General features: G+C 60.3%; 14 protein-coding genes. 6 read left to right on the top strand and 8 right to left on the bottom strand.

Annotated elements, in window-relative coordinates; genetic code table 11:
* Positions 1-58: 58 nt before the first annotated feature.
* Positions 59-631, bottom strand: a complete 573-nt coding sequence (locus ACLQ7E_RS12975) for a recombinase family protein (protein ID WP_411732991.1) — start codon at positions 629-631, stop codon at positions 59-61.
* A 291-nt stretch (positions 632-922) separates the two neighbouring features.
* Here ACLQ7E_RS12975 and ACLQ7E_RS12970 point away from each other — a divergent pair, with 291 nt between their 5' ends.
* The gene (locus ACLQ7E_RS12970; RefSeq protein WP_411732990.1) at positions 923-1,546 is read left to right on the top strand and encodes a hypothetical protein; all 624 of its coding nucleotides are present in this window, start codon (positions 923-925) and stop codon (positions 1,544-1,546) included.
* Positions 1,547-1,720: 174 nt separating this feature from the next.
* On the opposite strand, the gene ACLQ7E_RS12965 is transcribed toward ACLQ7E_RS12970, so the two are convergent.
* From ACLQ7E_RS12965 to ACLQ7E_RS12935, 7 genes are all read right to left on the bottom strand, one after another.
* A complete protein-coding gene (locus ACLQ7E_RS12965; protein ID WP_411732989.1) occupies positions 1,721-2,611 on the bottom strand; it encodes a carbohydrate ABC transporter permease in 891 nt (296 codons plus the stop codon).
* Positions 2,612-2,620: 9 nt separating this feature from the next.
* Positions 2,621-3,484 carry a carbohydrate ABC transporter permease gene (locus tag ACLQ7E_RS12960; RefSeq protein WP_411732988.1) on the bottom strand — a complete coding sequence of 288 codons (864 nt, stop codon included), beginning with the start codon at positions 3,482-3,484 and terminating at the stop codon, positions 2,621-2,623.
* 95 nt (positions 3,485-3,579) lie between these two features.
* Complete coding sequence (locus ACLQ7E_RS12955; RefSeq protein WP_411732987.1) at positions 3,580-4,476, bottom strand: phosphodiesterase; 897 nt, start codon at positions 4,474-4,476, stop codon at positions 3,580-3,582.
* Complete coding sequence (locus tag ACLQ7E_RS12950) at positions 4,473-5,243, bottom strand: tyrosine-protein phosphatase (protein WP_411732986.1); 771 nt, start codon at positions 5,241-5,243, stop codon at positions 4,473-4,475. Before ACLQ7E_RS12950 ends, ACLQ7E_RS12955 begins: the two co-directional genes overlap by 4 nt.
* Positions 5,240-6,595, bottom strand: coding sequence for an extracellular solute-binding protein (locus ACLQ7E_RS12945; protein ID WP_411732985.1), 1,356 nt, complete (start codon positions 6,593-6,595; stop codon positions 5,240-5,242). Before ACLQ7E_RS12945 ends, ACLQ7E_RS12950 begins: the two co-directional genes overlap by 4 nt.
* Positions 6,596-6,644: 49 nt before the next feature.
* Positions 6,645-7,769 (bottom strand): ABC transporter ATP-binding protein, encoded by a 1,125-nt coding sequence (locus ACLQ7E_RS12940; RefSeq protein ID WP_411732984.1) that lies wholly within the window; start codon positions 7,767-7,769, stop codon positions 6,645-6,647.
* Between the two features lie 78 nt (positions 7,770-7,847).
* The gene (locus tag ACLQ7E_RS12935; protein ID WP_411732983.1) at positions 7,848-8,738 is read right to left on the bottom strand and encodes a MurR/RpiR family transcriptional regulator; all 891 of its coding nucleotides are present in this window, start codon (positions 8,736-8,738) and stop codon (positions 7,848-7,850) included.
* A 375-nt stretch (positions 8,739-9,113) separates the two neighbouring features.
* Here ACLQ7E_RS12935 and ACLQ7E_RS12930 point away from each other — a divergent pair, with 375 nt between their 5' ends.
* The 5 genes from ACLQ7E_RS12930 to ACLQ7E_RS12910 all read left to right on the top strand — a co-directional run bounded on the left by ACLQ7E_RS12930 (position 9,114) and on the right by ACLQ7E_RS12910 (position 12,933).
* The gene (locus tag ACLQ7E_RS12930) at positions 9,114-9,587 is read left to right on the top strand and encodes a hypothetical protein (protein ID WP_411732982.1); all 474 of its coding nucleotides are present in this window, start codon (positions 9,114-9,116) and stop codon (positions 9,585-9,587) included.
* Positions 9,588-9,676: 89 nt separating this feature from the next.
* Positions 9,677-10,447: a ParA family protein gene (locus tag ACLQ7E_RS12925; RefSeq protein ID WP_411732981.1), complete on the top strand. Its 771-nt coding sequence runs from the start codon at positions 9,677-9,679 to the stop codon at positions 10,445-10,447.
* Positions 10,444-10,725, top strand: coding sequence for a hypothetical protein (locus tag ACLQ7E_RS12920; RefSeq protein ID WP_411732980.1), 282 nt, complete (start codon positions 10,444-10,446; stop codon positions 10,723-10,725). The genes ACLQ7E_RS12925 and ACLQ7E_RS12920 overlap by 4 nt, the downstream gene beginning before the upstream one ends.
* Before the next feature lie 475 nt (positions 10,726-11,200).
* Entirely contained in the window at positions 11,201-11,632 is a 432-nt protein-coding gene (locus tag ACLQ7E_RS12915) for a LexA family protein (RefSeq protein WP_411732979.1), read from the top strand.
* Positions 11,614-12,933, top strand: a complete 1,320-nt coding sequence (locus tag ACLQ7E_RS12910) for a Y-family DNA polymerase (protein WP_411732978.1) — start codon at positions 11,614-11,616, stop codon at positions 12,931-12,933. Before ACLQ7E_RS12915 ends, ACLQ7E_RS12910 begins: the two co-directional genes overlap by 19 nt.
* The last annotated feature ends 192 nt before the right edge of the window (positions 12,934-13,125 follow it).

Below are 13,125 nucleotides of genomic sequence, written 5' to 3'. Positions count from 1 at the left end.
GGAAGGCCGCGATCTACGGACTTGTCCTCGCGCTGCTGCGGAGCACCATGCCCGCGAGTCATGGTTTGGCCAGGTGCCGGTAGATGGTGGGACGGCTGACGCCGAATTCCTGGGCGATGTGCTCGACGGTATGGGCCCGTTTCCCGTCGGCATCCTTTTCCTCATACATTTCCCTTGCCAGCTTGACCTGGTGGGGACCGAGCTTTGGTTTCTGCCCACCGGTCCGCCCGCGTGCCCGGGCGGCGGCCAGCCCGTCGCGGGTTCGTTCGGACATCAGCGCGTGTTCGAACTCGGCGATCGAGCCGATGATCTGGAAAAACATCCGTCCGGCGGGTGAGGAGGTGTCGATGCCCTGGTCCAGGACCACCAGGTCGACGCCGCGCTCCTGCAACGTCTTGGAAAGGTCGATGAGGTTTTCCAGCGACCGCCCGAGTCGGTCCAGCTTCGTGACAACGAGCTGATCGCCGGACCGGTTGGCCGAGAGCAGCGCCTTGTCGAGTTCGGGCCTACGCGCGAGTTTCCCCGAGGCGGTGTCGAGGAACACCTGCTCGCAGCCGGCCGCGCGCAGGGCATCATGTTGGGCCTCGGGGTGCTGATCACGTGTTGAGACACGCCCGTATCCGATTCGCATGACCAAAATGTATCACCAACCTGGTTGAGCGTTACATTGACGCGTACACGGCAAGCGTTACAAAATCGCCCGCGGGAATCCGCGGGCCACGAACCCGGAAGAAGAGTGTCTCGAGAACGATCGTTAGCGATACAGAGCAATTCAGAACTCTGAATGTTCGAGTGATGTTGAATTCAATTTCTACTTGCCGCACTCGCGATTGCGATCTAGTGTGTACCTGTAACCACATCGCCAGTCACCACAAAACGACTAACCACGGAACCACTTCTACTGAATGAGATGCGAGTCGATATGCCCCCGTTTGAAGAGAACCCAGAATTTGCCCCTAAGACCTGGGGCGCAGATAAGCTGCGAATCGACACCGACCAGTTCAAGCTCTTTTTGCAGCCCGTCGAGGGGGACGCTCGCGACCAAGAGACGGATCCCTCGTGGCTTATTCGCACGAACGCGAAGGGGAAGCCCAGTACGGCTGACGTTCTTCAATTGGTAGCGTCACGTGAGAACCGAATTTACGATGCCTGTGGCACCGACGGGTTCGCGAAGAATGCCGACACGGCATTCTTCGTCCCTACCACAGACCCCAAACTCGGTGCACAACTGGAGCTCTCACCGACCAACGGACTGCAGGCCGCACTCACCGGGTATGGGAAACCACTACCCAAGGGTGCAAAAATCACAGGATGGTGGGGCATTAGTGAAAAGAATGCTGACATCCTGGTCGCTCGTAAGGGGCTCGTTGTCGGCGTGACCTATGGTTCCATCTCACAAGTGGGGCGCGTTCTCGATATTGCGTATGTAGATCCGTTTACGAAGCGTCGCGCCTTCGTCTACCTGCCTCTGGGCAACGAAATTCGTGATGCAATGCAGGGCTATGTGCCAGGAATGAACCAAAGCGGACGGTACTACTGGCTATAGCGGGGACGGTCACCTTCCGGTGGCCTTCTCCGTTGGGATAGCGGCCGTGGGCGAATGTGGTTAATGCACAGCAGCGAGGGCCATCGGAACAACGGCTGACGCTAACGCGCAATCCTGCTCCATTACTACTCAGACCCTTAGGGGACGGGCAACGAGCGTGAGTTATCTCTGGGTTTACTTGAGGCCCGACCGTACTAAGCCCGCTACGATTTGTCGCTGCAGGAAGACGTAAAGCAGGAATACAGGCAGGCAGGCCATTCCGCTGGCGGCCATGATCGCGCCCCAGTTGCTGCCTTCGGCCCCCATGAAGGACCGGATACCGACCTGCACCACGCTGGTTTCCTGCTGCATAACAAGCAAGGGCCAGGTGTACTCGTTCCATGCAGAGATCATGAGGATCACGGCCAGTGAGGCCAGCGCGGGCACAAGATTGGGCACGATAACAAGCCAAAGCGTCGCCCAGGTGCCGCGCCCGTCCATTGAACTAGCGTCGATGAGTTCACGCGGGATTGCCTGCATGTGCTGCCGCAGCATGAGCACGGCGAAGGCCGAGCAGAGGTTGGGCACCACGATGCCGGCAACAGTGTTAAGTAGCCCGAGCTGCGAGACGAGTACGTAGTTGGGGATCATTGTCACCTGGAACGGCACAAGCCAAGAGGCGACGAAAAGCAGGTAGACCACCTTGCGGCCCGGGAAGTCGAACACGGCGAATCCGTAGGAGGCGAGGATGGCGACGAGCAATTGCGCGAGGCTCATGGTGAGCGCCATTATGGCGGTGTTGCCGAGCATCTGGAGCATCGGTATCGCCTCGAAGACGTAGGCGAAGTTCTCGAATGAGAACGACGGCGCCATCAGCTGCCCGCCAACCATCGCTCCGGGGGCGGCGAATGCTGTGATCACAAGCCACAGAAGTGGTACTACGGCGAGCAGGGCAAGCACGAGCATAACGAGGTGTGCGGGTCCCTGGCGCAGGAGCCAGGTTCCGGTCCTGTGAATCAGCGGTGCCACGGGTGCGAGCACAATGGGGGCGATCGGCTGCAGGGGCTGCACGAGGGAGAATGCCATGAGCGGTTCCTAGTCGTCGAAGAAGCTAAGCCGCTCGCTGAGTTCTACGAAGAACCAGGCGATGAGGCTGAAGGAGATGAAGAAGAGCACGCCTGCGGCGGAGGAGATACCAGCGTCGAAGTTCTGGAAGCCGAAGACGTAGAGCAGGTGGTAGACGTTGGTTGAGCTGGAGCCCGGTCCGCCCTTGGTGAGCAGGTCGATGAGGGGGAAGGACCATTGCGCGACGAGCAGAACCGCCATGAGTCCGAGAAAAGCAAGTGTCGGGGAGAGCAGTGGTAGCACGATAGTCCACGTGATCCGCCGTTCACTGGCTCCGTCGATTGCTGCCGCCTCGGAGTAGATCGGGTCGATGCCCGTATAGCCGGCGCTGACCATGAGGACCCCGAAGCCGATCATCTGCCAGCCGAGGATCACGACGATCGCCCAGAGCGACGTGTTCGGGTCGCGGAAGACGTTGCCGAGTTCGATGCCTGCGGCGGCGGCCCATTGCGTAATGAGCCCGGTTTGTTCGGCGAAGAGCCAGCGCCAGAGTGCGCCGGTCGCGACGGGGGTCATGAGGTAGGGCAGGAAGATCAGTGCCTGGTACGCGTTTGAGGCGCGGCGGCCCAGGCGGCGCACGACGAGTACTGCGGCAGTGGGTAGCAGAACGAGGAAAATGATCCCGGCCAGGACGTACAGTCCGGTGTTCGCCACCGCTGCGCGCATCTCGGGCAGGTTGATGACATCGGTGTAGTTACCCAGTCCGACGTGGGTCGCCGGCGACGTGGGCAACATATTCCAGTCGTAGAACGAGAGGTTCACGGTCTGGATGAGGGGTGCATAAATCCACACTCCGACGAGCACCAACGCGGGGAGCACGTAGAGGTATGGCAAGAGGGGCTTGATGTTGCGCAGCCGGCGGGGTCTGCGGGTCTGGGCTGGTGTGGCGTCGGGTTCTCGGAGACCTTCAAGAGGTAGGGGACTGAACATCAGCTCTCCAGAAGCCCAGTTGCGACGAAGGACTTCCCCGCGCGGGCCTGGTCCATCCATTCCTGCGCTTGTACGGGTGAGATCTCGTAGACGGTCGGGCCGTCGGCGAGTGTAAGCTGCGAGTGCACAATACGGTCGGGATAGACATGGACGAGGTTTGCGCTTTGCGCCGCATCCCTGGCCCGCGACTGACCCAGGGGTAGGGCCAGGTCCTGCGTGTAGCAGGTGGCTGCCGCGACGGAGACCGGGATGCCCGCGAAGGTTGAGTGCGTCGAGTAGTGGAAGTGCCCGGCTAGGATGCCGCGCACGTCTGTGCCCTGCACGACCTCCTGGAAGGGCGCAGTGTCACTGAGCTCGACGAGTTGCAGCAACGGCAGGATGGTTGGCATGGGCGGGTGGTGCAACGCGATGAGAGTGCCATGTTCGGCGGGTGTCGCAAGTTGTTCGCGCAGCCAGTCCAGTTGTGCCGGGGCGATCTCGCCGTGGTGGTGGCCGGGCACAGTTGAGTCAAGCGCAATGATGCGTAAGCCGTTTACTTCATGCACGCGGTCGATAGGTCCGGTGCCCGCCGGCTCGCGCAGCAGCTCAGTACGGAACGCCGCTCGGTCGTCGTGGTTGCCCATCACCCAGAGCACGGGGCATCCGCGTTCCACGGCGAAGGGCTCGACGAGTTCGCGCAGACGCACGTAGGCATCCTCGGCACCGGCATCGGCCAAGTCACCGGTGAGCACGATGGCGTCCAGATGTGTGCCGGCAGCGCGTAAACGGTCGAGCAGAGCGGCTAGGTTCGCGTCTGAATCAACGGCTCCGTAGAGGGGTCGGCGCTCGTTCACCAGGTGCGTGTCACTGAGGTGCAAGATCGCGTGGCTCGGGTCGGGGTACTGGCCGATGTTCATGAGGTTCCCTCTGAGGTGGTGGTCACGAGGCGGGTGCGAAGCGCTTTGAGATCGTCATCGTTGAAGTCGTGGCTGCGCAGGTAGCCGGCCACTCCCCCATGCTTGACGTCGAGGCAATTGAGGAGAGCCTCAAAGATATGTGCGGGGCTGCCGTTGACGATCTCCATGACGTTGTTGGGCAAAGATGTAGCGTCGATGAGGAGTGATTCCAAGATTGTTTTGGTCCAGGTTCCTCTGAGATTGGCGTGGGTGGCCGCATAGTCGCGGACGACCTCAGCGCGCGGTGTCCCGACGGCCAGGAGTGCGAGAGCGACAACGATGCCGGTACGGTCTTTACCTGCGGTGCAGTGGACGAGCACCGCTCCTTGCTCGTGCCGGGCGATGGTTCGCAGGGCGGTGATGATCATCGGACCGTATCGGTCGATGAAGCTCTCGTAAAGGGCAGCGAGTGTCTGCTCGGTTGTTAGTACCGCGGTCGGGTTGAGTAGCTCGACGGGGATGCCGGTGCGCTGAATGCCGGGAAACTCGTAGCTCGCCGACTCGACTTCTTCAGTGGAGCGGAGGTCGATGATGAGATCAATGCCGAGCGCGCCGAGCGCGGCTGTGCCTGCTGCGTCGAGGCGTGCCGGGGAGTCGGACCGGTACAGCCGACCGGGTGCAATGATGCCTCCGGTGGCATTCCAGTTGCCGGTGCTTCGCAGGTTGTAAAGCCCCGGAACGGGGGCACCCTGTGTGCCCTCGTTTCGATCAAGCGTGGTTGAGGTCACTCTTTGACCAGCTTCTGGGCACGTGCTGCAGCGTCTGCCATGGTCGTCTTAGGGTCAGCGCCCTGGTAGGCGACCTGCTCGACGGCGTCCATCATGATGGTCGCTATCTGCGCGTAGTTTTTGCCCGGGTAGGCCACCCACGGTTCGATGACATCAAGCTGTTCGAGGTTCGGGGTGAGCAGGTCGGCCTGCTTGGTTGCCCATCCTGCGAGGGGTCCGCCCTCCTGGGTCATGGTGGTGCGCAGCGGCAGGTAGCCGATCTGCGGAGTAATGACTTCGTATGCGGCAGGACTCGTCATGAATTTCGTGAACTCCCACGCGGCCGCCTGCTTGGCGGGGTCCTGCGTGAAGATCGAGAGCATGGATCCGGATGAGGTCGGCACTACGCTCTGACCTTCGATGCCGGGCATGGGGGCTGCGGCGAGTTCCCAGCCGCCGGCAGCGGCGCCCTTTTGGAAAGCTGCCTGCATCGAAGCGGAGTTGATGTGCATCTGCGTGTTACCGGCGGCGAAGGCTTCGTACTGGTCGTTGAAGTCGCCGTTCTGCAGGACGCCGGCTTCGTGCAGCTCCTGCATCGCGGCGAGGGGCTCGGTAGCGCGGGGCTCACCGGCCATGATCGTGGATCCGTCCGCGCTCAGCACGTGGCCACCGGCTGAGCGCACCATTGACTGGTAACACCACTCGCCGACTGCATCGAGGCACGAATTGCCGAAGGACGGCGTGCCGGTCTTTTCGGAGACCTTGGTGGCGATGTCCGCGACAGATTCCCAGGTCGAGAAGTCGGGGTTGGTGATGCCGGCGTCGGCAAGTGCCGTGGCGTTGTAGAAGAAGATCGGCGTCGAGAGGACGTAGGGGATGCCATAGGTGTTCCCTTCGACGACGCCAAAGTTCTGCACCTTCTCGTGCATGGGGTACTCACCGGCGAAGTGCTCGTCGATGGCGTCCTGCCCGTAGAGTTCGTTCAGGGGCCGAGCTTGGAGGTCGCTGACCGCGTAGCTGAGGGTATCGAAGGTCATTTGTACCACGTCCGGCGGGTTGCCGGCGACGACCTGCCGTTGCACGCTCGCTGAAGTACCGCCGGCGGCTGTCGAGTCACCGTTTGCCTGGGGGATGACATCCACATTGGGGTACTTGGCCTCGAACTGCTCGACGAGAGAGAGGATCGGAGCTTCCCAGGTGGCGGAGGCGAGGTTGTAGCTCTCGAAGACGATCTCCACTTTTTGGCCGGGTTCAAAAGCGGGCGCGGGTGTTAAGGAAGCGGCTGTGGTGGCAGTTGGTGCGCAGCCGGTGAGGGCAAGCGCCGCGGCTGCGCCGAGGCCGAGGTAGCCAAGGAGGCTGTGGCGTTTGGGCATGGTGTTTCGCTTTCACAATAGGTAAGGAATGGTTGATGCTGCAGTAACGTCAGGCAGATACGAGGGAGCGATCGGCCGTGGCCAGTTCAGAGTCCGGCTGCCACTCGAGGCGGCGGCCGCTTGCCCGGTCGAAGAGATGTAGATGCTCGATCGCGGCACCGGCGCGAAGCGCCTGGCCCTCTACGATGGCGGCGTCGGCCGGGGTGCGGAGCACGACGCTTTGGCGCTCTTCGCCGAAGGTGCAGAATAGGAGGTTTTCGTGGCCAAGCCGCTCGACGGTCTCGACAAGAAGATCCAGCTGCACCGGGCCAGCACCGTCGATCAACAAATGCTCGGGGCGAAGCCCGAGAACGGCATCGATCGGAGGCGTTGCGCCGGCCCACAGATTCGCGGCGATGCCGTCCCCGATAGCACGAACAATGCCGTGTTCGGAGGTGAGGCTGACGTTGGAGAGGTTCATGGGAGGGCTGCCAAGGAATCCTGCGACGAAGACCGAGGCGGGCTTGGCATAAACATCGAGCGGCGTACCAACTTGTTCAAGGCGTCCGCCGTTCAGCACGGCGATCTTCGTGGCCATCGTCATCGCCTCAACCTGGTCATGGGTGACATAGACGAACGTGGCACCCAGCCGGTGGTGTAGGTCCACGAGCTCGTGACGTGTGGCGGTGCGCAGCTTGGCGTCCAGATTGGATAAGGGCTCATCCATGAGGAAGGCCTTGGGCTCGCGGACCAGGGCGCGGCCAACGGCCACGCGCTGCCGCTGTCCGCCGCTGAGCTCCTTGGGCTTGCGATCGAGCAGATGGCCGATGTCGAGCACCTCGGCAACTCGTGCGACTTGCTCGCGGATCGCACTCTTAGCCATCCGCCGGGCACGCAGCGGGAACGCGAGATTATTGGCGACGCTAAGGTGCGGATAGAGCGCATAGCTCTGAAAGACCATCGCGAGGTCACGGTGCCGCGCGTGCTGGTGTGAAACGTCAAGGCCGTCAACGAGGAACCGGCCCTCGGTGGTGGGCAGCAAACCGGCCAACATCCGCAGCAGGGTTGATTTACCGCATCCGCTCGGCCCCAGCAGCACAAGGAAGTCGCCGTCATCGACAGTCAGGCTGACGTCGTCGACAGCCACAGTTGATCCAAAGCGGCGACTGACCCGCTCGATATTGATGCTGCCCATCCAGACTCCTTGTAATCATGCGCCGCTTGAAGTGCGGCGTAATTCCATTACAGCGGATAATGCTAGACGGAAAAAGTATTACAGGTTAACGGAGGGTGAATCTGTTTCAGTGTCGCCTGGGCGGCGATTGCCGGTCACCACGCGGATGACGTCGTCGAAAACCGTCGCGGCCCTATCGCTGACACCGCGAGTCTCTCCCACTGCTGCGACGAGCGCATTGAGCAGGAAGATCTGAAGGATGTTGCTCGTCAGCACGGATTCTGGCCACGGTAGTCCTGAGGCCCCAATGATGAGTTTCTCGTCAACCATCCCGGCAAGCGCTGATCGAGGGAAACTTGAGACGGCAACTACACTGGCGCCAACAGCACGTGCGGCCTCGACTGACGACAAGGTGGAGGAGTTTTCGCCGGAGTCGCTAATCGCCAGCACTACGTCACCGGGCACCAACAGTCGACATGCGAGAAGCTGCAATGTGGGATCCTGCGGAGCATCTACGACAATGCCGACGCTCATGAATCTCAGCGCAATCGCGGAGACCGCCGCTGCCGAGCCTCCTGCACCAACGAGCAGGATCCGCCTCGCGTCGGCGACCAATGCCGCAGCGCGGGTGAAAGCTTCCAGGTTAACCGTCGCCGGCGCAGCATCGATTTCCCGCGACGCCTCGGCGAACAAGCGATACAGAGCGTGCTTATGAACGTTACTGCCGCGGGCTGCTTGGGCTGCAGCGCCTTCATCACGCACGAGTAAGGTGCGCAAATGTGGGTAACCGTCGAATCCCATTGACTGACAGGCACGAGTCACGGTTGCCGCAGAGGTCCCAACCTGCGCACCAATTTCAGCGGCGCCCAGCCGACTGGCAATCGACGGATCTCGAACAATCGCTTCCGCCACATTGCGTTCCCGAGGACCGAGGTCCGGAATCGCGGCGCGTATCAGCATGATGGTTGACCCCACCTCAGGATTCAGCATGACCCAATCATATCCAGAACCTGTAACGGCATCACCGATGACAAAGAAGCCTGCAATGGATTTTCACTTGCTGGTCGTTACGGCACCGTCACTAGCTCGCGGCCCTTAGCGTGTGACCTTCACCGTTATCCGGCGTCGATTTGCCCACCTCTGTTTGACGCCACGCATGCACGCCCAGAGATTCCTTCAGCAGTGCCGGTTCGGGTGCTGTGTTGGCAAAGTCAGTTCCGCCTGCTCAGCCGATCAGCATAGAAGTCCCGTAATCTGCCCAAAGAGGCGCTCGAGAAGACCTTAGCGTCGGATATTTCACTTTTTCACAAGCCACCCCCATATGAACTGATCATCCCCGATGTGTATGCTCCCATCGCGGAGACGATGTCCTGGAAGAAAGGCAAGGCCTACGCCTTGCGTCCCGTATTCAGAGAACTTGGACAAGTTGCTGCTCTTGTTTATGAGGTCATCGAAAAGCACCAGGAAGACATCAAGACGACTGCAATCACTCGAGAAACGGGACTCTCCCCCACCAGCACCAAAAACGCACTGGAAATGCTCCAATCGTGGAACCTGATCTCCCGGACCGAATCGGGCTGGGAGATTTCCAAGACAGGGAATCTGCGCTCGTTGGCGGAATACTTAGGCGTTATTGAGTCTGTTGCGGCTCAGTATGCGGCTCACAAGAAGCAACGCGACGTATGGCACGCCTGGTTAGATAGCCGAGCCAATACTTTCGGGACGCTCGCTCTCATGACCGATGACTATGAGTACTCGGACGAAGATATACCCTTCTGGCCAGACATTGAGCCCCACGAAACCACCCTTGCTTCATTGACTCTGCGTGTAGGCGCTTAACTCAGGCTCTCCCGTTGATTGAAATCAATCAAGATTGAAAGATTTCAAGAAAGATTGATTTCAATCTTTCAAGCAGGTAGGACCGGGACATGCAAACAGTGATGGTTTATAGCGAAGCTGGTGGGGTATCAAAAACCACAACCGCAGTCTCCTTGGCGATGGTTGCGGCCGAACAAGGAATGAAAGTTCTACTAGTTGATCTTGATCCACGTGCAGCAACCACGAAATGGACAGGGGTTGAGCCGACAAGTCCCGGGCTAGACGTGGGGGCGATCCTGGCTGATGAGGATCCAGAAGGCTGGGCCGAGGACATCGCAGTGCAGTCGTTATGGTCAAACAACCTGCGAGTGATTCCTTCTTCAAGGTCCGTCTCGAATAGGGAAAAGGACTCTTCTGACCATCTCGATGTACGCCTGCGTACATCACTCATCGGTTGCACAGCAGATCTTGTTGTTATTGATTGCCCAAACAGGCAGGGGGGGCCGCTGACGCAATCAGCATTGAACGCAGCTGACACCGTACTGTATGCCGCTCGCCCTACTACTGATGGGCTTGATGGATTCGAAGGTGCGCAGCTGACAATCCAGAAGTTCCTAGCCACGCGAAAACGACTGGGCGTGCCAGCTACTTTGGTGGAAGCCGGAATTGTCGTTGGTGGTTACAAGGACACTGTCACCCCTAGAGCTGCCATCGCGTCAGTGGAAGTTCTGCGTGAGACCGGGCTCCTGCTGACGCCCCTCATTCCTGAACGAACCATCGTTAATGATGTGCGACTTTCGGGTGAGTGGTACGGAAACTATCGGAAGGGCGCTCCGGTGCTGGACGCCTACAAAGAAGTAGCAAAGAAGGTCCTGCGATGAGTGATGCAATGCCGGAACGACCGACCACCAGCCGGCGGCTCCCCAAACCTGCAGCCGATGTAAATGTGGACCCGATCGAGAATGCGCCTCCTGGGTCGCGAAGGGTTTTCTCAGCACCGGCTCCTCAGAAGGTACCTAGAACACCCGTCAGTACCCGACTCGACGATGAAACGATATATATCCTCAATCGAGTAAAACTCGATGAAAAACTCAAGATCTACGAGGCTATCGAGCTCGCGGTGAAAGAGAAGTGGGGTTCCTACGGAATCAAGAAATAAAGATTTCAATCTTTCATGAAAGATTGAAATCTTTCATGACGACCGTAAGGGTCTAGAGTCAAAGTAGCCTGCAAAGCAATCATTCTTGGCCGTCCCTCTCTGCCCCAGTCCGCTGGTCGGAAGCCAAACGCTTCGATACTGTTGGAAACACCCAAATACTTGCCTCACGGCAAACAACGTTTCTCTCTGTGGGGAACAACCGCGGTCCCCTGGCTTTGTCTCCGGGGGGCCGCACTTTTATGCCCTAAGGGCGACGGGGGGAGAGCCGTCGCTCGCCACCCTCAAGAGAACCCTGCAATGGCGCGAACGCAGCTTCGTAGTCCCCGACTTCAATGGTGACTTCCCGGTAGCCGGACCCGGGCTGTTCGCGGGTATTCGTTCCAACCAGTTTCACCCCCCAAGCGCAGGGCAGACCAAAACGTTGGGTACGGACGTATCCTAGATTTGGAATAAATGTTCTAAAATTGGGGTAGAAATGATAGATTTTCAGAATGTACGTTCGCTAGATGTTGAGGGCTCAGCGATCCCTCTCCTAGTCGCTGGAACATCCATTCCGGCAGGCTATCCCTCACCCGCCCAGGACTATTTCTCCGGCGAAATCAACCTCTCCGACTACCTGATCCACGACAAGACAAGCACCTTCATTGTGCGCGTCTCCGGCCATTCCATGCAGGGGGCAGGAATCTCCGACGGGGACGAGCTCATCGTCAACCGGGCACGCAAACCCGTGGACGGGTCCATCGTGGTGGCAGTCCTCGACGGAGAAATGACCGTCAAACGTCTTCGGCTCACCCCGCAAGGTGTGGTGCTCCAGGCCGAAAACCCCGAGTACCCGGATATCGTCGTGGGGGAGTGGGGAGCCCTGAGCGTGTGGGCAGTGGCGGAAACATGCATCCATCGACTCTAAGTGCCCCCTGGACCCCACAGCCGGACTCCAACGAATACATCGCCCACGTGGACGTCAACAGCTTCTACGTGAGTTGCGAGCGGGCCTTTGACCCGACGCTGATCGGCCGGCCGGTGATCGTCCTGTCCAACAACGACGGCTGCGCCGTCGCGCGGTCGGACGAAGCCAAGGCCCTGGGCATCGACATGGGCGCCCCCTGGTTCAAGCTCGCCCCCACCGCCGATCGAATGGGGCTGGTCGCCAAATCGAGCAACTACGAGCTCTACGGCGACCTCTCGGCCCGAACCATGCAACTGCTGGGCCGGCACTCGGCCTGGGTCGAGGTCTACAGCATCGACGAGGCATTCTTGGGCGTCCGCGGGACCCTGCCGGAACTGCAAGCTCTGGCCCGACGCATGAAGCAGGACGTGATGGACCACCTTGGGTTGCCGGTCTGCGTGGGGATCGCCAAAACGAAAACCCTGGCCAAACTGGCCAACAAGGCCGCCAAGAAGAACGCCCACCTGGGCGGGGTCTGCGTGTGGGATGCCGTCACCTTGGAGGACCGCGAACAACTTCTCGGCCGGCTGCCCACGGTGGAAGTCTGGGGCATCGGCCCCCGCTTGGCCAAGCGGCTGATGGGCCTGGGGATCCGGACCATGAAGGACCTTCGCGATGCCGACGCGGTGATGCTGCGCAACCGCTTCTCCATTGTCATGATGCGCACCGTGCTCGAGCTGCGGGGAATCCCCTGCATCCCCATGGAGGAAGAACACGAAATCAAGGGACAGCTGATATTCAGCCGCTCCTTCTCCACCCCGATCACCGACACCCACGGCATGGAGCAGGTCCTGGGGATCTATGCCCAACAGGCTTCCGCGCGCCTGCACAAGCACCAGCGGCAGGCCAAGGTGCTCACCGCCTGGGCCATGACCAGTTACTACAACACCCACGACAACCATCAGCCCTCGGTGACCGTCGCGCTTCCGGGCCCGACCGCCGATCCGCTGCTGCTGACGCGAGCGGCCAAGGCGTTGCTTCCCAAGATCCTGGACGGGGTGAAGTACGCCCGGGCCGGAATCGTGGTGACCGATATCCGGCCGACCGGCGCCCAGGAGACCTTCGAGCCATTCGTGAACCCCCACGAGGCGAAGGAAATCGGCCCGCTGATTCAGAAGATCAAGCAGCGCCACGGAGTGAACGCGGTCGGACTGGGCCTGGCGGGGATGAAGACCGGCCCCGAATGGACGATGCGTCGGGAGATGATGTCACCGCGCTACACCACCCACTGGGACGAGCTGCTGACCGTTTACGCCAGCTAATTCAACTCCGTTGAGTCCTTGTGCCGCCCATGGGTCATCGGTCCTTGTTTGGGGTGCGTCATTTTCTCACGCACTCTTTTGTGTGAATGAGTAATGCATCATCTACTCCCCGCGGAATGCCGGGGGGTTTCAGGGCGTCCCGGGCACTCGCTCGCTCGCACCCAGGAACCGGGCGTCCGCTGCGCGGCCGGC

The organism is Paeniglutamicibacter sp. (genome assembly GCF_046714615.1).
Lineage (GTDB): Bacteria > Actinomycetota > Actinomycetes > Actinomycetales > Micrococcaceae > Paeniglutamicibacter.
This window is presented reverse-complemented; position numbering and strand designations above follow the sequence as displayed.

What these genes read in the sequence shown, in the direction of transcription:
- ACLQ7E_RS12920 (WP_411732980.1), top strand. Translation starts at nt 10,444, where the DNA reads ATGAGTGATGCAATGCCGGAACGACCGACCACCAGCCGGCGGCTCCCC.
- ACLQ7E_RS12965 (WP_411732989.1), bottom strand. Translation starts at nt 2,611, where the DNA reads ATGGCATTCTCCCTCGTGCAGCCCCTGCAGCCGATCGCCCCCATTGTG.
- ACLQ7E_RS12955 (WP_411732987.1), bottom strand. Translation starts at nt 4,476, where the DNA reads ATGAACATCGGCCAGTACCCCGACCCGAGCCACGCGATCTTGCACCTC.
- ACLQ7E_RS12910 (WP_411732978.1), top strand. Translation starts at nt 11,614, where the DNA reads ATGCATCCATCGACTCTAAGTGCCCCCTGGACCCCACAGCCGGACTCC.
- ACLQ7E_RS12925 (WP_411732981.1), top strand. Translation starts at nt 9,677, where the DNA reads ATGCAAACAGTGATGGTTTATAGCGAAGCTGGTGGGGTATCAAAAACC.
- ACLQ7E_RS12940 (WP_411732984.1), bottom strand. Translation starts at nt 7,769, where the DNA reads ATGGGCAGCATCAATATCGAGCGGGTCAGTCGCCGCTTTGGATCAACT.
- ACLQ7E_RS12945 (WP_411732985.1), bottom strand. Translation starts at nt 6,595, where the DNA reads ATGCCCAAACGCCACAGCCTCCTTGGCTACCTCGGCCTCGGCGCAGCC.
- ACLQ7E_RS12970 (WP_411732990.1), top strand. Translation starts at nt 923, where the DNA reads ATGCCCCCGTTTGAAGAGAACCCAGAATTTGCCCCTAAGACCTGGGGC.
- ACLQ7E_RS12935 (WP_411732983.1), bottom strand. Translation starts at nt 8,738, where the DNA reads ATGCTGAATCCTGAGGTGGGGTCAACCATCATGCTGATACGCGCCGCG.
- ACLQ7E_RS12915 (WP_411732979.1), top strand. Translation starts at nt 11,201, where the DNA reads ATGATAGATTTTCAGAATGTACGTTCGCTAGATGTTGAGGGCTCAGCG.
- ACLQ7E_RS12930 (WP_411732982.1), top strand. Translation starts at nt 9,114, where the DNA reads ATGTCCTGGAAGAAAGGCAAGGCCTACGCCTTGCGTCCCGTATTCAGA.
- ACLQ7E_RS12975 (WP_411732991.1), bottom strand. Translation starts at nt 631, where the DNA reads ATGCGAATCGGATACGGGCGTGTCTCAACACGTGATCAGCACCCCGAG.